Source organism: Phycicoccus sp. M110.8, from assembly GCF_032464895.1.
GTDB lineage: Bacteria > Actinomycetota > Actinomycetes > Actinomycetales > Dermatophilaceae > Pedococcus.
Genome location: NZ_JAWDIC010000003.1, coordinates 401,728 through 419,685, shown reverse-complemented (window position 1 = coordinate 419,685; position 17,958 = coordinate 401,728). Strand labels below are relative to the sequence as shown.

The window sequence follows — 17,958 nt, the reverse complement described above, 5'->3', positions numbered from 1 at the left end:
CGGTTTCTCCGTTTCAGCGGATCTTGTCCACGAGGATGGTGAGGTCGCTGAGGTCCTGCTCGGTGAGGTCCTGCAGCGGCGGCCGCACCGGGCCGGCCGGGCGACCGACCACGTTGAGACCGCCCTTGATGATGGACACGGCATACCCGCGCTCGCGGTCTCGGATGTCCAGGTAGGGGAGGATGAAGTCGTTGAGCTTGCGGTAGACCGCTTCGCGGTCCTGGCGGCGGACGTCCTGGTAGAACCCGACCGCGAACTCGGGCACGAAGTTGAAGATGGCCGAGGAGTACGTGGTGACACCGAGCTGCAGGAGCGGCAGGGCGAAGGTCTCGGCCGTGGGCAGCCCCCCGACGTAGAGCAGGCGGTCACCGACGCGCGCGTAGGTCCGCGTCATCTCCTCGACGTTGCCCACGCCGTCCTTGAGGCCGATGAGGTTCGGGTTGCGTTCCGCAGCCTCTGCGACGGCGAGGTCTCCGAGGATGGCGTTCGCGCGGCTGTAGGCGATGACGCCGAGGTTGGTGGCGTTGCAGACGGCCGTGATGTGCTCGACGAGTCCCCGCTGCCCCGCCTCGGTGAGGTACGGCGGGAAGAGCAGGATGCCGTCCGCGCCGGCGGCTTCGGCAGCCTTCGCCTGGGCCACCGCTACGGCAGTGCCGCCCGTGGCGGGAGCCAGGACAGGCACCCGGCCACCCACCTCGTCGACGGCCACCCGCACGACCGTGTCGATCTCCTCGGTGCGCAGGGAGAAACCCTCGCCCGTGCCGCCGGCGGCGAAGAGGCCGGCAACCTCGTAGCCGCTCAGCCACGAGAGGTGCTCGCGGTATGCCGTCTCGTCGAACTGCAGGTCAGCCGTGAAGTGGGTGACCGGGAAGGACAGCAGTCCCGTGCCGAGCTGGTGGGCGAGGTCGTCGGGGGCCAGGGGCACGGGAACATCCTTTGCGACGGTGCGGCGCAGCTCCCCGAGGGGCGCTCGGCCTGCGGGGCCAATGAGGTCGCCTCAGGCTAGGGAGCGGCGTGGATACCTGTCCAAGACGAAAGATGTATCCCGTGATGCTCCCAGCGCATCACCGAGTGAGTGCGGAGGGGCTGCCCTCGAGCGACATGCGCGCGATCTGCGCGAGCACCTGGCGCAACATCGGGCTCCGCCGTCCCCGTGCCCAGATGGCGTGCAGCTCCACCGGGTGGCCGGGCCTCTCACTACCGTCGGGGTCGCCGCCACCGTCGACGAGCTCTTTGTACGCGACGTCCCGGACGCCGAGCATGCGGGCCGACGCGGGCACGAGGGCACAGCCGCGGCCGGCGGCGACCAGAAGCACCGCCGTGAGGATCTGGTGCACTTCCTGTTCCACTCGCGGGTGGGCATTGGTGAGAAAGCGGACGCTGAGCTCATGGAAATAGCGCGACTGCACCGGGTTGTAGCTGATGACGGGAACGCGTTCGAAGTCCCCCGCAGTCAGCGGCCGGTCGAGGGTGGCCAAGGGGTGGTCGACCGGCACGGCGGCACACAAGGCCTCCCTGAAGACCACGCGGGACTCGAAGTCCTGAGTGTCGAAGGGGGGCCGGGCCAGACCGAGGTCCAGCTCTCCGCGCCGGATCCCCTCGGCCTGGGCGGCCGTCACGCGCTCGTGCAGGATGACGTCGATGCCCGGAAGTCCGCGGTCGAGCTCTGCCAGCAGTGGTCCGAGCACGCCGATGGCCGAAACCGCCGTGAATCCCAGGCGCAGGGTCCCTGTGGCGCCCCGGTCCACGCGACGGGCGACATCGCCCGCGCTGTCGACGAGCGCCAACAGGCGGTACGACTCGTTGAGGAAGGCCCTGCCTGCCTCGGTCAGCGACACGCGGCGGTTGTCCCGGTCGAGCAGCGTCGCCCCGACGGTGCGCTCGAGCTTCTGGATCTGCCGGCTCAGTGGAGGCTGGGTCATGCGCAGGCGCTCAGCCGCACGCCCGAAGTGGAGCTCCTCGGCCACTGCGACGAAGGCGCGCACCTGGTCCAGCGTCATCATGAGTCCGTGAGGGTATCAGTCAATGCGTCATTGGGTTTGGACAGGCATTGAGGGCGTTCGTAAGGTCGGGCGCCACGGGGTCAGCACTGACACCCACGAGGCACCACCCGGGTGCCACAGCTCGAGGAGACCTTCAATGAAGAACGTTCGTTCGAGGACCCGCGTCGCCTCCCTGGTCGGCGCCGCGGCCCTCGCCCTCGCCCTGACCGCGTGCAGCGGTGTCAAGACCGGCTCTGGCGGAGGCAACGCCTCCGGCGGCAGCGACTACCCCACCAAGAGCATCGAGATGACCGTGGGCGCCTCCGCCGGCGGCAGCAGCGACCTCATCAGCCGGGCCCTCTCCAAGGGCATGGGTGAGGCGCTCGGCGTCGCGATGCCCGTCGTCAACAAGCCCGGCGCCAACGGTGCCCTGGTGGCCAAGGAGCTGAAGACCCAGAAGCCCGACGGCTACTCGATCTCGGTCCAGAACGCGTCCTTGTTCGCCATCACGCCCCTGGCCGTCTCGGCGGACGAGGCGGTGAAGGCCGACGACTTCGACATCGTCTACGGCGTCTCCCGCGACGACTACGTCATGGCCACCAACCCCAAGACGGGCTGGAAGTCCATCGCGGACATGAAGGCGTCCGGCAAGACGATCCGCTACGGCACCACCGGCGTCGGCACGGGTGCACAGCTGAACTCGGCCCTCACTTTCGCCACCGCAGGGATCAAGGCGACCGCAGTCCCGTTCGACGGAGGAGCCCCGAACCTGACGGCGCTGCTGGGCGCGCAGGTGGACGTGTCCACCATGCAGGTCGGCGAGGCCATCGAGAACATCAAGGCGGGCAAGCTCGTGCCCTTGGCCGTCTTCTCCGCCGAGCGCGTGCCCTTCCTGCCGGACGTCCCCACCGCCAAGGAGCAGGGCTTCGACGTCCAGGTGTCCCAGTACCGGTTCATCACGACCCCGAAGGGCACCCCGCAGGCCGTCAAGGACAAGCTCATCGAGGCCGCCAAGAAGACCTACGCGACCGCCGACTACAAGAAGTTCAACGAGGAGAACAACCTCACGCCGCTCGAGGTCCCGGGCGACGAGGTCGCGAACATGTTGAAGGCGGACCTGCAGTCCAACACCGACAAGCTCAAGAAGTTCGGCATCTCGCTGGCTTCCAACAGCTGATCGGACCCCGACCCCGCCGGCACGGGGAGAGCACGCCTCCCCGTGCCGGCGCCGCCGATCCCACCCACTCGACGAGGAGCCAGGGATGAGCACCACCAGTTCTGCCGTACCACCGTCCACGGGGGAGGGCGACATCCTCGAGGAGCTCAAGGCCGAGCTCGCCCAGGAACTGGAGGACGAGCGCCCACCCCACGCGGGTCCGCTGGCCCAGGTCGGCGCCGGGGTGGCCACTCTGGCACTCGGCGTCGCCGGGGTCGTCCTCTCCCTGGGCTACGGCCTGGGGAGCCTGACGCAGCCCGGCCCGGGGTTGTGGCCCTTCGCGGTGTCGGTCGCCGTGACGGCGATGTCCCTCGCCCAGCTGGTCTTCGGCCGGTCAGCGGAGGACACCGAGCAGTTCACCCGCTCGAGTGCCCTGACGGCTCTCGGGGTGGCGAGCCTCGTGGCGCTGGCCATGCTGCTGCCGGTCGTCGGCTTCGAGGTGCCTTCCCTGGTCCTCATGGCCGTCTGGCTGCGGTTCCTCGGCGGTGAGTCCTGGCGCATGACCGCGATCGTCAGCGTCGCCACCGTCGCATCCATGTACGGCCTGTTCGTCCTGGCGCTGTCCATTCCCCTCCCCCGCCTGATCTGACAGGGCCCCCATGGACTTCACACCACTGCTCCACGGCTTCGGCATCGTCCTGCAGCCGACGAACCTGCTCTACTGCCTCATCGGCGTGGTCATCGGCATGCTCATCGGTGTCCTGCCGGGCCTCGGTCCGGCAGCCACCATCGCGATCCTGCTGCCGATCACGTACGGCATCGAGCCCGTCTCGGCCATCATCATGCTGGCCGGCATCTTCTACGGCGCCCAGTACGGCGGCACGATCACGTCGGTGCTGCTGCGGCTGCCGGGCGAGGCCAGCTCGGTCGTCACCGTCTTCGACGGGTTCGCCATGGCCAAACAGGGAAGGGCGGGCGCCGCGCTCGGCATCGCAGCCATTGGCTCGTTCATCGGCGGCACCGTCTCCATCATCGGCTTGTCGGTGCTCGCCCCGATCGTCGCCGGCTACGCGCTGGACTTCGGGCCGCCGGAGTACGCCGCCCTCGGCCTCCTCGGTGTGCTCCTGGTGTCGACCGTCGGCAACGGCGGCAAGCTCAAGGCCATCATCGCCGCGGCGGTCGGACTCCTCATCGCCACGGTCGGGCGCGACACCTTCACCGGCGCGGAGCGCTTCACCTTCGGCAACCTCAACCTGGCCGACGGCATCGACTTCGTGCCGATCGCCATGGGCCTGTTCGGGCTGGGCGAGATCCTCTACAACCTCGAGGAGAACCACAAGAAGGTCCACGCCCCGGCGAAAGTCACCAAGGTCTGGCCCACCCGGCAGGACCTCAACCAGTCCAAGGGCGCCATCACCCGCGGCTCCGGCATCGGCTTCGCCCTCGGCATCCTGCCCGGCGGCGGTGCCGTGCTCTCCTCGCTCGTGGCGTATGCCGTGGAGAAGCGTCGCGCACCCCGTCCGGAGCGCTTCGGGCGCGGGGCCATCGAGGGTGTCGCCGCCCCGGAGACGGCCAACAACGCCGCCGCGACGTCGTCGTTCATCCCGTTGCTGACACTCGGCATCCCGGCCAACGCCACCATGGCGCTGATGTTCGGCGCCCTGCTGATCCAGGGCGTGCAGCCCGGACCCCAGCTCGTCGACCAGCACCCCGACATCTTCTGGGGCGTCATCAACTCGATGTACATCGGGAACATCCTGCTGCTCATCATGAGCATCCCGCTGGTGGGCGTCTTCGTCCGCATCCTGCGCGTGCGCCCCGCGATCCTCGCCCCCATCACCGCGCTCATCACGATGCTCGGCGTCTACACCGTCAACAACTCGGTGTTCGACGTCTACCTCGTCATCGTGTTCGGCGTCCTGGGCTACCTGATGAAGAAGTTCGGCTTCGACCCCGGCCCGATGGTCCTGGCCTTCGTGCTCGGCACGCTCATCGAGTCCTCCGCCCGGCAGTCGCTGCTGATCTTCGGAGGCAACCCCACCGGCTTCCTCACCCGGCCCATCTCCGGGACCATCTTCGCCGCCATCGTCGTCGTGGCGGTCTTCCCCCTCCTGCGCCGGGCCGTCCGGCTGCGGCGCGGCGACGCCGCCCCCGTCGTCACGGACGCCGGACCGGCGGGCACCCAGCAGAGCTCCCAAGTCACCAGGGAGCACCAGAGCACGGAGGCGAAATGAGCATCCTCGTCGGCTACGTCGACACACCAGAGGGCCACGCCGCGCTCGAGACCGGCATCGCCGAGGCAACCCTGCGTGGAGAGCGCCTCGTCGTCGTGAACTCGCCCCGCCGCGGCGCACCCGTTGACGACGACATGGTCGACGGCGACCACGTCCGGTCGCTGCGGACCCGTGCCGCAGAGGCAGGGGTCGACCTCGACGTGCGCCAACCGCTGCACGGGGAGTCGTTGGCCGACACGTTGGATGCCCTCGCCCGGGAGGTCGACGCGTCCCTGCTCGTCATCGGGCTGCGGCACCGCACGCCGGTCGGCAAGCTCATCCTCGGCAGCACCGCCCAACGCATCCTCCTGGAGTCCGGACTGCCGGTACTGACCGTCAAGGCGCCGCGGTGACGCGCTCGCGGATCAGCTCGGTGGTCGTCACACCGGTCGCCTTCGCCGACCCGCCGCTGCTCAACGTCGTCGGTGTGCACCAGCCGTACGCGCTGCGCGCGATCGTGCAGGTGCACACGGACTCCGGCTCGGTCGGGCTCGGGGAGACGTATGCCGACGAGACCCACCTGGCGCGGTTGGCGGCGGTGGCGCGAGCCGTCGTGGGCGTCGACGTACACGACCTGAACGGATTGTGGCGGGTGACCGTCGATGCGCTGGGTGGGAGCACCGGCGGTGGTGGTGCCAGCTTCGGAGGCATGCTCGAGCTGGGCTCAGCCGTCGCGACCGTGTACTCGCCGTTCGAGGTGGCCTGCCTGGACATCCAGGGTCGGGAGGCCGGGCGACCGGTCAGCGACCTGCTCGGGGGCGCGGTGCGGGAGCGTGTCCCGTTCAGTGCCTACCTGTTCTACAAGTGGCCCGGACATCCCGGCCACGACGAGGACGACTGGGGCGAGGCGCTGACGCCCGACCAGCTGGTCACCCAAGCCCAGCGGATGGTGGGCGACTACGGGTTCGAGGCCATCAAGCTCAAGGGCGGGGTGCTGCCCCCGGCCGACGAGGTCGAGGCGATGCGAGCGCTGCGCGAGGCGTTCCCGGACCACAGGCTGCGCATCGACCCCAACGGCGCCTGGACCGTCGACACCTCGATCAAGGTCGCAGCCGAGCTGGCGGACCTCCTCGAGTACCTCGAGGACCCCACGCCCGGTATCGACGGGATGGCTGCCGTGGCGGGCAGGACCGCACTGCCCCTGGCCACGAACATGTGCGTGATCGCCTTCGAGCACGTCGCGCCTGCGGTGCGAGCGGGCGCGGTGGGGGTTGTCCTGTCCGACCACCACCTGTGGGGCGGGCTGCACCGCTCGCGGCTGCTCGCAGGGATCTGCGACACGTTCGGCATGGGCCTGTCGATGCACTCCAACAGCCATCTGGGCGTGAGCCTGGCGGCGATGACCCATCTCGCCGCTGCCACGCCCAACCTCACGTACGCCTGCGACACCCACTACCCCTGGAAGACCGAGGACGTCGTCCGGGGAGGCGTCCTCGACTTCGTCGACGGCTCGGTGGCAGTGCCGACTGGCCCCGGCCTGGGGGTCGACCTCGACCACGAGGCGCTTGGGCGCCTGCACGAGCAGTACCTCTCGTGCGGCATCCGCCGGCGTGAGGACACGGCATACATGCAATCGGTGCATCCGGGTTTCCAGGTGAACACGGCCCGATGGTGACACTCACCCCGGCAGGAGCCGTGCACGCGAGTTGGCCAGGTGCAGCCGCATCGCCGCCCGCGCGGCTGCGCCATCGCCGCGCGCGACGGCGAGGTAGATGTTCTCGTGCTCGAGTGCGACCCGGGTCAGGTGGGTCGCGTCCGAGACGGTGTACTCGGGCTCCAGGCGGGTGCGCGGGAGCATGATCATCATCGGACCCAGGGAGGCCAGCAGCTCGGGGTAGAAGCGGTTGCCCGAGGCCGCGGCGACGCGCAGGTGGAACTCGTAGTCCGCCTCCACCGCGCCGTTCCCGCGCTCGCCGGCCCGGCCGAGGTCGCGCAGGGCGCGCTCGAGGGCCTTGAGCTGCACGTCGGTACGCCGCTCGGCGGCCAGGCCGGCCGCCTCCCCCTCGACCCCGATCCGGAAGTCGATCATGTCGACCACGTCCCGGTGGGTTCGCACCCGGTCGGCCCCCACCTCGAACCGCCCGGTCTCGGGCAGGGCCAGCACGAAGGAGCCGCGGCCCTGGAACGTCTCCACGAGCCCGGCCGCCTGCAGCCTCGAGATGGCCTCCCGGACGACCGTGCGGCTCACGCCGAACTCGGCCACCAGCGACGCCTCGGTCGGCAGCTTCTGGCCCGGCTCAATCTCCCCGGCCAGGATCCGCTCCTTGAGCCGTTCGACGAGCTCGTGGGCGAGACCGCGACCGCCGTCGCGGTCGATGGGCCGGTCGCCCACCTCACGACCTCCCGGTCTCGAAGGAGTCGATGGTCCAGGCCTTCACCTGCTCGCTCAGGGTGAATCCGAGTCCCGGCCTGTCGGGGACGACCATGCGCCCGTCACGGGTCTCGAGGCGCTCGTTGAAGAGCGGGTCGAGCCACTCGAAGTGCTCCACCCACGGCTCGCGCGGGTAGCACGCGGCGAGGTGCAGGTGGATCTCCATGGCGAAGTGCGGCGCCAGCTGGAGGCCCGCGTGGTCGGCCAGGGCGGCAAGGCGCAGGAACGGCGTGATGCCGCCGACCCGCGGGGCGTCCGGCTGGATGATGTCGGCAGCACGGGCCTCGATCAGCCGGACGTGCTCGGCGACGCTCGATAGCATCTCCCCCGTCGCGATCGGGGTGTCCAGGGCGGCCGCCAGCTGGGCGTGGCCCTCGGCGTCGTATGCGTCCAGCGGCTCCTCGATCCACACGAGTCCGAGGTCCTCCACCGCCCGGCCGAAGCGCAGCGCGGTGGCCCGGTCCCACTGCTGGTTCGCGTCGACCATGAGCGGCACGCCGTCGCCGAGGTGCTCCCGGACGGCGGTGAGGCGCTGCAAGTCGCGCCTGGTGTCCGGTTGTCCCACCTTGATCTTGATGCCGCCGATCCCGGCCGCCACCGACTGCGAGGCCCGCTCCTTCACCTCCTCGATGGACGCGTGCAGGAAGCCCCCCGATGTGTTGTACGTGCGCACGGAGTCCCGGTGCGAGCCGATGAGCTTGGAGAGGGGCAGGTCCGCCCGCCGGGCCTTGAGGTCCCAGAGCGCGATGTCGATCGCGGCCAGCGCCTGAGTGGCAACGCCGGAGCGCCCGATCGACGCGCCGGCCCAGAGCAGCTTGTCGTAGACCTTGGCGATGTCGTTGGGGTCCTCACCGAGGAGCCCGTCGGCCACCTCCTTGGCGTGCGCGAACTGTGCTGGGCCGCCGGCGCGCTTGCTGTAGCTGAAACCGGTGCCGGAGTGACCCTGCTCGGTGGCGATCTCGGCGAACAGCAGGACCACCTCGGTCATGGGCTTCTGCCGTCCAGTCAGCACCTTGGCGTCGCTGATGGGCGTGGGCAACTGCAGGACCACGGACGAGAGGGCGACGTGGCGGATTCGGTCGGCGGTCATGAACAGGCCCTTCGTCAGGAAGCGAGACGCGAGTTATCCTACGAATACATTAGTTGTACGACAAGTGTGCGCAAGAAACCTTCCCGGCGAGGCGTGTGTGAGCCGCGTTCCCGCTGGTGAGCGCGCGGCATACGACAGGCTGTAAATCCGTCGCGAAAGCTTCGAAGGTTCGAATCCTTCACCCGCCGCGAGTGCACAGAAGGGCCTCTGGCCAGCGTAAACGCCGGCCGGAGGCCCTTCTCGCCTAGGGGGCCCGGACGTCACCCAGCGGGCCCGGTGGGGGTCTGGACTCGTGGTGCCCCTGAGGATGCGTTCATGATCTGCTGAAGCGCGCCACGAAGGTCTTCCCCGCGGCGCCGTTCACCGCGACGCGTATACGGACACGCGACTTGGTCTGAAGCACGCTGACCCCGGGGTCGACCGAGACCAGGCGGTTCGCGGACCCCTGCACCGTGACGGTCACGTCGCCGGTGAGGCGCTGCGTCGGGTCGCTGACGGCGATCGCCAGCTCGCCGGCCCTGCGGCTCACGACGACGGAGACCGGCGCGTCGACGGAGATGCCGTTGGTGACGGGCGCACTCGCGCCCCAGAAGTTGGCCATCGTGACGCCGCCGCGGCTTGCCGCTTGCACGAGGGCGGTGTTCGCGACGATGGTGACGTCGGCCATCGTCTGCGCGGCCACCTCGACCTCCTCCTGCGTGGCACCGGGAAGCTGGATGTACGCGTAGCTGTCGTTCTGGGGGTCGATGCCGTGGTCGAACCAGAAGGTGATGAACCGCCGGCTGTACGCCGTCTCGTCCTCGTAGGTCCCGCGATTGTCCATGTCGGTCCAGCGCCCGGTGCGGTCTTCGCGGATCGCCTGGATCCGGGTGCCGGGGACCGGGAACAGGTAGCCACTGGTGTTCGGGATGTACGCCCAGCTGGGCGTGAACGACGTCGGCGTGCTGCCGACCCTCGTGAACTGCGCGCCGTCGAGCACGGGGACCGTCCTGCCGTTCGGCCCGATGTTGCGCTGCTCGATGATCGTCTCGATCCGGTTCCCGTCGGTGCTCGTGACACCCGCGCCGAGGCACACGATGGCGTCCTCGAGGCACAACCAGGACTTGCGGGCTCTCAGGGGCTGGGTCTTGAACTGGAGACCCATACCGACCGCTGCGTTCCCGTCGAGGAGCGCGCCGCCCGCCCACGTGTTCGTGACAGTCGAACGCTGAGGCGTGCCGAGCACGGGCTGCTTCTGGACGACGGTGGTGCCCGGAATGCGACACTTGTTCGCGGTGGGCCACCACTCGTTCGCCCAGTGTCCGAGCTGGTTCGGCAGGTACAGGTAGACGGCACCCTCACCTTGGTACCACCCCATGCGGTTCTCGCCGTTGGCGGACTCGTAGGGGCGGATCGCCTTGGTCTCCATGGCAAAGCCCATCGCGAACCCAGGGCGGCGGTGGACGGCGCGCGCCATCGAGGTCGCGACCACCGTACGGGTGGACTCCGGCGCCGCTGGGATGCTGTCGTCCTGCACGAGCTGCCGCCCGAGCACGACCGAGGGGAGGGCCACCTGCTGGATGGGAACCGGGTCGTACGTGAAGAAGTCCGGCTGCCTCTCGCCGGGCGTGCGGCCAGCGAAGGTGTACGAGTTGTAGGCGGTCAGCCAGCCCTTGAGCTGTGAGCGGAGCAGGCGCGCGTCGTCAGCGGGGAACGCTCCCGCGAGCTGCAGCAGCACCCCGAGCGTGAGCCGGCCGATCCGGCGATCGGTCTCGTAGAAGCGCGAGATGCCGCGGCCGTGAAGCATGTCCATGAAGCCGCCGCCATAGATCCACGGCGCGAAGTTGTTCTGGGTCCAGTCGAAGACCTCGGCGGTCTGTGCCGTGGAGAACGCCCACGGAGTGCCGACGGCGGACACCATCATGGAGCTCAGTACCTGCAGCAGCGACACACCGTAACCAGCTGTGTACGCGTAGTAGACGTGCTGGACGAAACCGCCGTCAGGGTACATGCCATCGCCCGAGGTCGCGTAGGGGAAGATCGTCTCGAGCTTCAGCCGTGCGCTGTCGATGGTCGACTGGTCCCGGCTGAGCGCGCCGCGCAGCATCGTGACAGCGCAGGCCCAGTTCCGGTTCGCCCCGGTGGAGGTGCTGCCGCCCGTGATCGCGGGATCGGGCTCGTAGTGCTTGATGGCCGCCATTGCGGTGGCGATCTGCTCGGTCGACAGGTCGTCGTACATCAGCACGCAGAAGTCGTTGAGCGCCTGCGGGGTGCCGATCTGCCAGTCCCACCAGTTGCCGGTGCGGTTCACGGTGTTGTAGCTGTTGACCAGGAACCAGTCGATCGCCGAGAGCAGGTCGGCCTTGAGCTGGGGGTCGTCCGCCAAGGACGAGCCGGGTGTCTTCAGGCCCAGGGCAAGCTGGCGCAGCCGGACGATCGTGCTCGTCATGAGGGCCGACTGCCGGCTGACCGTGGGGTCGTAGAGGTCCTCCCACAGGTACGAGCGCGTGCTGGAGGTGATGAGCGGTTTCGCCCCGCGCCAGAACTCGCTCGCCACGGCGGCCGTGTTCTGCACGTACCTCACGAGAACGGCGTCCGTCGGGTCGTAGTCCCTGACCATGGTGGCCAGCCACTGCAGGCGGAACATGTCGAAGTCGTCGGTCGTGGCGGCACGTGCCGGTGCCGTCCACGGCGCCGTGACCGCGTCCGTCGCGCAGAGGGCCGCGGCGGCGACCGCGCCGGCCATCAGTGTCCGGCGCGAGAGGGAGAGGGGCATGGCCTGCCGTGTGGTCGGCACCTGTGTGTCGGCGAGCTCAGGCCGTCCACGACCGTCCACCGTGGGGGACGCCGCCGCATCAGGCCGCCGCCTCCGAAGTGCCATGGCCGCGAAGGCCGCGCCGCCTCTGGCGCGTGGAGTGTCCGTCATCTGGGTCTCCCTTCCTGCGCGGACGGCCGACCCCCGGACGGACCCGGCGTCGTCGCGCGAGCGATGCGGAGGAGTGTTGCCGCTAATTCGTATTACCGCAAGGGCCTGCGAAGGCCGAAGTCGCGCGCACTGTGCGGGGGCCGTGCCTCCCCGTGGGTAGAGTGAGCGCTTGTGGTGTCGGGATCAGGGCGCGTGACGCAGGCGGAGGTCGCCCGTCTGGCCGGCGTGTCGCAGGCCATCGTCTCGCTGGTGGTGAACGGGTCGGACTCGGTTCGCGTCACGCCCGAGACCCGGCGCCGTGTCGAGGAGGCGCTCAAGGCGACGGGGTACACCGTCGACCTTCTCGGGCGTCGGCTGCGGGGCAAGGCGAACCGCATCCTTGGTGTGTTCACCTACGAGTCGGTGTTCCCCTCGGGCTCCGGGGACTTCTACCTCCCCTTCCTCGGAGGGATCGAGGCCGAGGCCGAGGCGCTGGGCTACGACCTGCTCCTGTTCACCAGCAACGGACGGCGCGACGGGAGACGCCACGTCTACGAGCATGGCTCGAACCGGCTCGGCATCGCCGACGGTTCCATCCTGCTGGGACGGCACACCGACCGTGAGGAGCTTGCGCGCCTGCTCGAGGAGAGGTTTCCCTTCGTCTTCATCGGCAGGCGCGAGTCCGAAGCCGGAAAGGTGAGCTACGTCAGCGCCGACTACGTCACTGCGACTGCTGAGCTCTTCGAGCGGATGTGGTCGCACGGCCACCGGCGCATCGGGCTCGTTGCCCTGTCAGGGGACCTCGAGGGAACCGCGGACCGGCTCGCCGGGTACCTCAAAGCCGCACGACGTCACCGCAAGCAGCCGATCGTGGTGGCAGCGGAACGTCAAGCGGACGAGGTCCTCGACGAGCTGCTCGAAGCGGGGGTGACGGGAGTGCTCGTCGAGACTGCAGCCATGGCGCAGGCGCTCGAGGTGCGGGCTGCGGCGCGGCGTCTCGCTGTCCCCGGGGACATCTCTCTGGGCGTCCTCGGCGACCCGGACCCGTCCCAGGCGCAGTTCGCCGAGGCGGCGGCCGCCACCGAGCAACGCGACTGGTCGATGTTCCGGATCCCGCGCCGAGAGATGGGCCGGCGGTCCGTGCGGACGCTGGTCGACCTGCTCGAGAGCACCGGCAGGCGGTCGCCCGCCCAGGTGCTCCTCCCGTGCGAGCTCGTCGAAGGATCGACGATCGGTGACGTCTCGCGCGGCTGAGCAGGACTTCGAAAGGCCTGGGCCGCTCTTTGGCGGCAACCCATTGACATGCCCGAGGCGGTCTGATTCCCTCTGCTAATACGAATTATCGGCAGGAGGAAAGTGTGCGGGTCGACATTGCGATAGTCGGGGGTGGCCTCGGTGGGGTGGCCGCTGCCCTGGCAGCCACCGATGGTGGGGCCCGGGTTGCCCTCGTGACCGACGGGACGTGGCTCGGTGGTCAGCTCACGGCCCAGGCCGTGCCTCCGGACGAGCATCCCTGGGTCGAGCAGTTCGGTGTCACCGCCTCGTACCGCCGCTTGCGCGAGGAGATCCGCGGCTACTACCGCCGGCACTACCCCCTCACCCGCGAGGCCCTTCTCGCTCGGGAGCTCAACCCGGGAGCAGGACTTGTCAGCCGCCTCTGCCATGAGCCGCGCGTCGCGGTGAGCGCGATCGAGGCCCTGCTGGCACCTGCCCGGGCTGCGGGTCGGCTGCACGTCCTTGCTCCGTACGTCGTGGTCGGCGTCGAGAGCGACGGTGCAAGAGCCGCCTCGCTCGCCCTCGCGCACACGGCAGACGACGCAACGACCGACCGGTCCGTGGAGGCGACGTACGTCCTCGACGCGACCGAGACGGGGGAGCTGCTTCCCCTGGCCCGAGTTCCCTACGTCACCGGCGCCGAGTCCACGGAGGAGACCGGGGAACCCAGCGCTCCGGACACGGCGGACCCGTTGAACATGCAGGCCGTCTCATGGTGCTTCGCCATGGACCATGTCGACGGAGACCACACCATCGACCGCCCGGACACCTACGACTACTGGAGGGCGCAGCGTCCGGACTTCTGGCCCGGCCCGCTCCTGGGGTTCAGCTGGCCCAACCCCCGCACGCTGGAGCCCTCCCACGGGTGGCTGGCACCGAACCCGGACGACGACCCACTGGCGGTCGTGGCAGACCAGAGCAAGGAGCCGGGCACCGACGACCTGTGGCGGTTCCGACGCATCGTGGCACGAGGCCAGTTCAAACCGGGAGCCTTCGACAGCGACGTGACATTGGTGAACTGGCCGATGATCGACTATCTCGACGGTCCGGTCTTCGAGGTGAGCAAGGATGCCGCGGCAAAGCACCTGGAGGGCGCGCGCGACCTGGCGCTCTCGGCCCTCTACTGGATGCAGACGGAGGCTCCCCGCCCGGACGGCGGAACGGGCTTCCCCGGGTTGCGCCTGCGGCCGGACATCACCGGCACCGCCGACGGGCTCGCCCAGCAGCCGTACTTCCGTGAGTCCCGCCGCATCCGGGCCGTCACCACCGTGGTGGAGCAGGACCTGTCCTACTCAGTGCGAGGTGGTCATGGAGCGGTGACCTATGCCGACTCGGTGGGCATCGGCATGTACCGCATCGACCTGCACCCATCGACCAGTGGCGACAACTACCTCGACGTGCCGTCCTGCCCCTTCCAGATCCCACTGGGGGCGCTCCTCCCGGCCGGCGGAGGCAACGTCCTGCCTGCAGGCAAGAACATCGGGACGACGCACATCACGAACGGCGCGTACCGCTTGCACCCCATCGAGTGGAACATCGGCGAAGCGGTGGGCGCGCTTGCGGCTCACTGCGTGGCAACTGGCCTGACGCCCACCGCGGTGCACGAGGACGCGGGACATCTGGCGAGTTACCAGGCGCTGCTGGACGCGCGTGGCGTCGAGCGTGCCTGGCCCTCGGTCGGCCCCTACTGAACGACTTCTTCACACGGCGACACCCAACTGATTCCATGGAGGAAACCATGAGCACCCCACAACGCCGTCGGGCGCGCCTTGCGACTGGTGCGGCCGTCCTCGCCCTGGCGACGCTGGCCAGCGGCTGCAGCTCCGGCGGGAGTGACGCCGCCAGTGCAAACGGAGGCGGCGACGTCTCCTTGCGGATGACGGTCTGGACCGCGGACAAGACCCAGCTCGCGCTCTTCGACTCCATCGCGAAGGAGTACATGGCGAAGCACCCTCAGGTGAAGAAGGTCACCTTCGACCCTGTCCCCTTCGAGGGGTACACGACGTCAGTGACCACCCAGATCGCCGGCAGCAACCCGCCGGACCTGGCGTGGATCCTCGAGCGGGACGCCCCCGACTTCGTCTCCTCGGGCGCGCTGGCCGATCTCAAGCCCACCCTGTCGAAGACCGACGGCTACCAGCTCAATGACCTCGTGCCCTCGGCGACCAGGCTGTGGACGAACGGCGACAAGCTGTACGCCTACCCCTTCTCCACGTCACCGATGGGTGTCTTCTACAACAAGACCCTGCTCAAGAAGGCCGGCGTGACCTCCATGCCGGACGACATGCTGGGCAAGGGCGCGTGGACCTGGGACCAGGCGGAGCGGACGGCCGCCAAGGTGGCCGCCTCCACGGGCAAGCAGGGGCTCGTGGTGCGGGACTGGGACTACAAGAACTGGAACGTGCTGGCCAGCGTCTACCGAGGGTTCGGGGCGCGCGCCTGGTCCGACGACGGCAAGAGCTGCGGCTTCGACAGTCCGCAGATGACGCAGGCAATGACCTTCCTCCACAAGGCGATCTTCGAGGACAAGGCGCTTCCGGCTCCCGGCACCACGGCTGACTTCTTCGCCGGCGAGTCGGGGATGACGATCACCCAGATCAGCCGGGCCAGCCTGTTGAAGGACCATCCCTTCGACTGGGGCATCGTGCCGCTCCCGTCCGGCCCTGACGGCAACGCCCAGGTCATTGGACAAGCAGGCATCGGAGTGATCGGCAAGGGGAAGAACGCCAAGCAGGCCGCGGACTTCCTCGCCTTCTTCACCAACCGCGAGAACTCCGCAAACCTCGCTGCGTACTTCCCCCCGCCGCGGCAGAGCCTGCTGACCGCAGACACGCTGGCGAAGGCGAACCCGATGTTCACCAAGGAGCAGCTGGAGAACGTCGTCATCGACGGCATCAAGACCGGGACGGTCTTGCCCTCCCACACTGACTCGAACAAGATCACCAGCAAGGTCCAGTCAGCGCTGGACCCGATGTGGAAGCCCGGCGCAGACGTGCCCACGGTCCTCAGCGGCGTCTGCAAGGCCATCGGCAGCGACCTCAAGTGACCTCGACAACCAGCATGCGGGTTCGCGGCCGGGGGAGCACCGACGCCCCGGCCGCGGGCCGGCACCACGACGCACAGATGCCGCGGCGTCCTCGTCCGTCGGCGAGCTGGCGCCGTAGGGAGCGGGTGACGGGATACCTCTTCCTGGCGCCACAGCTGCTCGGGTTCCTTGCCCTGGTCCTCTACCCGTTGGCAGACGTCGTCTGGTCGTCGTTTCGCAAGGACAACCTGCTGGCCGGCACCTCCGAGTTCGTCGGAGGCGACAACTACCGAGCCCTGGCCTCGGACCCCGTCACGGGCCGGGTGCTCGCCGCGACCGCCGTCTTCAGCCTCGGGCTCGTGGTCCTCAACCTGGCGCTGGCACTCCTGCTGGCGGTCCTGCTCAACCAGCAGCTCCGCGGGACGACCCTCTTTCGCACCCTCTTCTTCTCCCCGGTGGTGGTCTCGCTCGTTGCCTGGACCATCACCTGGAACTTCCTCCTGCAGGACAACGGCGGGATCAACTCGCTCCTACGGGCTGTCGGAGTGGAGGGACCGAACTGGCTGCGTGGCGAGACGACGGCGATGCTGTCTGTCATCGTGGTGCAGGTCCTGAAGAACGTGGGCCTGAACATGGTGCTCTTCCTCGCGGCCCTGCAGGGCGTGCCTCGAACGCTCCTCGAAGCGGCCGAGGTGGACGGTGCCGGGCCCGCGCGCCGGTTCGTGTCGATCACCCTTCCGCTGATCAGCCCGACGACCCTGCTCGCCGCGATCATCACCATGGCCGGCTCGCTGCAGGTGTTCGCCCAGATCCAGATCCTGACTCGCGGTGGACCCAGCAACAGCACGAACGTGCTCGTCTACTACTTCTACCAGCAGGCTTTCCAGAACCGGGACTTCGGCTACGGCAGCGCCATTGCCGTCATCCTGTTCCTCCTCATCCTCGTCCTGACGACCGTGCAGTGGCAGCTGCGCAAGAAGTGGGTTGTCCATGAGCGCTGACACCATCGCCCGCACGGGACCGGGAGCCAACGCCGATTCCCCGACAGGGCCACAGCCCACCAGCCGGCGCCGGCGTCGCCGCGCGTGGTGGCTCTACGGCGTCATGGTCGTCCTGGCTGTCCCCCTGGTGTTCCCGACCTGGTGGATGGTGACCAGCTCGCTGCTACCGGCCAACGAGGTCCTCGCATACCCGCCCAAGCTCTTCCCCACGAACCCTCAGTGGGACAACTACCGCCGCGCCTTCGTCGACTACCCGCTCGCACACCAGTACGTGAACAGCCTCTACATCGCCGTCCTGGTGACGCTGGGCACGATGGTCGTGGCGTCGCTGAGTGGTTACGCCTTCGCCCGCCTCAGGCTGCCGGGCGCAAACTGGCTGTTCCTCGTCGTCCTCACAGGCCTGCTCGTCCCGAGCGAGGTGACCATCATCCCCCTCTTCAAGTTGATGGACCGGCTGCACCTCATCGACACCCACTGGCCGCTCATCGTCATCCCCATCTTCGGGGCACCCAGCGTCCTTGGCGCGTTCGTCATGCGCCAGTTCTTCCTCGCCCTTCCCGACGAGCTCGAGGAGGCCGGCCGCCTGGACGGTCTCGGGCCGTTCGGGGTGTTTCGAAGGATCGCGCTGCCCCTGGCCCGCCCAGCCCTGTCAGCCGTGGCGATCTTCACCTTCATGAACACGTGGAACTACTTCCTCGAGCCCCTCGTGTACCTGACCAGCAAGGACAAGTACACGCTCCCTCTTGCCCTGACGCAGTACACGGATGCCTATGGCACCCAGCTCTGGAACATCCAACTGGCGGCCTCCGCGACCACCGTCATCCCAGTGCTGATCGTGTTCGTGGTCGCGCAACGACAGTTCGTCGAGGGGTTGGCCCAGACCGGTCTGAAAGGCTGAGCT

The 17,958-nt window shown here is 68.8% G+C and carries 15 protein-coding genes; 10 read left to right on the top strand and 5 right to left on the bottom strand.

Going from position 1 to position 17,958, the window contains the following annotated elements; translation table 11 throughout:
• Positions 1 to 13: 13 nt before the first annotated feature.
• Positions 14 to 925 (bottom strand): 5-dehydro-4-deoxyglucarate dehydratase, encoded by a 912-nt coding sequence (kdgD, locus tag RKE38_RS15270; protein ID WP_316008321.1) that lies wholly within the window; start codon positions 923 to 925, stop codon positions 14 to 16.
• Between the two features lie 139 nt (positions 926 to 1,064).
• Positions 1,065 to 2,003, bottom strand: a complete 939-nt coding sequence (locus RKE38_RS15265) for a LysR family transcriptional regulator (RefSeq protein WP_316008320.1) — start codon at positions 2,001 to 2,003, stop codon at positions 1,065 to 1,067.
• 136 nt (positions 2,004 to 2,139) lie between these two features.
• On the opposite strand from RKE38_RS15265, the gene RKE38_RS15260 reads away from it, so the two are divergent.
• The 5 genes from RKE38_RS15260 (at position 2,140) to RKE38_RS15240 (ending at position 7,026) form a co-directional block, all read left to right on the top strand.
• A complete protein-coding gene (locus RKE38_RS15260) occupies positions 2,140 to 3,159 on the top strand; it encodes a tripartite tricarboxylate transporter substrate binding protein (RefSeq protein ID WP_316008319.1) in 1,020 nt (339 codons plus the stop codon).
• An 85-nt stretch (positions 3,160 to 3,244) separates the two neighbouring features.
• Complete coding sequence (locus RKE38_RS15255; protein WP_316008318.1) at positions 3,245 to 3,787, top strand: tripartite tricarboxylate transporter TctB family protein; 543 nt, start codon at positions 3,245 to 3,247, stop codon at positions 3,785 to 3,787.
• A gap of 10 nt (positions 3,788 to 3,797) precedes the next feature.
• Positions 3,798 to 5,372 (top strand): tripartite tricarboxylate transporter permease, encoded by a 1,575-nt coding sequence (locus tag RKE38_RS15250; RefSeq protein WP_316008317.1) that lies wholly within the window; start codon positions 3,798 to 3,800, stop codon positions 5,370 to 5,372.
• Positions 5,369 to 5,764 carry a universal stress protein gene (locus RKE38_RS15245; RefSeq protein ID WP_316008316.1) on the top strand — a complete coding sequence of 132 codons (396 nt, stop codon included), beginning with the start codon at positions 5,369 to 5,371 and terminating at the stop codon, positions 5,762 to 5,764. Before RKE38_RS15250 ends, RKE38_RS15245 begins: the two co-directional genes overlap by 4 nt.
• On the top strand, positions 5,761 to 7,026 hold the full coding sequence (locus tag RKE38_RS15240; RefSeq protein ID WP_316008315.1) for an enolase C-terminal domain-like protein: 1,266 nt from the start codon (positions 5,761 to 5,763) through the stop codon (positions 7,024 to 7,026). The genes RKE38_RS15245 and RKE38_RS15240 overlap by 4 nt, the downstream gene beginning before the upstream one ends.
• 3 nt (positions 7,027 to 7,029) lie before the next feature.
• Here the strand turns inward: RKE38_RS15240 and RKE38_RS15235 are convergent, their stop codons facing one another.
• The 3 genes from RKE38_RS15235 to RKE38_RS15225 form a co-directional block, all read right to left on the bottom strand.
• Positions 7,030 to 7,743: a FadR/GntR family transcriptional regulator gene (locus RKE38_RS15235; protein WP_316008314.1), complete on the bottom strand. Its 714-nt coding sequence runs from the start codon at positions 7,741 to 7,743 to the stop codon at positions 7,030 to 7,032.
• Between the two features lies 1 nt (position 7,744).
• A complete protein-coding gene (locus tag RKE38_RS15230; RefSeq protein ID WP_316008313.1) occupies positions 7,745 to 8,872 on the bottom strand; it encodes an L-talarate/galactarate dehydratase in 1,128 nt (375 codons plus the stop codon).
• A gap of 313 nt (positions 8,873 to 9,185) precedes the next feature.
• Complete coding sequence (locus RKE38_RS15225) at positions 9,186 to 11,627, bottom strand: polysaccharide lyase 8 family protein (RefSeq protein ID WP_316008312.1); 2,442 nt, start codon at positions 11,625 to 11,627, stop codon at positions 9,186 to 9,188.
• Between the two features lie 342 nt (positions 11,628 to 11,969).
• Between RKE38_RS15225 and RKE38_RS15220 the strand changes: the two genes are divergently transcribed.
• From RKE38_RS15220 to RKE38_RS15200, 5 genes are all read left to right on the top strand, one after another.
• A complete protein-coding gene (locus RKE38_RS15220) occupies positions 11,970 to 13,010 on the top strand; it encodes a LacI family DNA-binding transcriptional regulator (protein WP_316008311.1) in 1,041 nt (346 codons plus the stop codon).
• 104 nt (positions 13,011 to 13,114) lie between these two features.
• Complete coding sequence (locus tag RKE38_RS15215) at positions 13,115 to 14,722, top strand: FAD-dependent oxidoreductase (protein WP_316008310.1); 1,608 nt, start codon at positions 13,115 to 13,117, stop codon at positions 14,720 to 14,722.
• Positions 14,723 to 14,769: 47 nt separating this feature from the next.
• Entirely contained in the window at positions 14,770 to 16,077 is a 1,308-nt protein-coding gene (locus tag RKE38_RS15210) for a sugar ABC transporter substrate-binding protein (protein ID WP_316008309.1), read from the top strand.
• A gap of 125 nt (positions 16,078 to 16,202) precedes the next feature.
• A complete protein-coding gene (locus tag RKE38_RS15205; protein ID WP_316008308.1) occupies positions 16,203 to 17,057 on the top strand; it encodes a sugar ABC transporter permease in 855 nt (284 codons plus the stop codon).
• Positions 17,047 to 17,955: a carbohydrate ABC transporter permease gene (locus RKE38_RS15200; protein ID WP_316008307.1), complete on the top strand. Its 909-nt coding sequence runs from the start codon at positions 17,047 to 17,049 to the stop codon at positions 17,953 to 17,955. Before RKE38_RS15205 ends, RKE38_RS15200 begins: the two co-directional genes overlap by 11 nt.
• Positions 17,956 to 17,958: the final 3 nt, after the last annotated feature.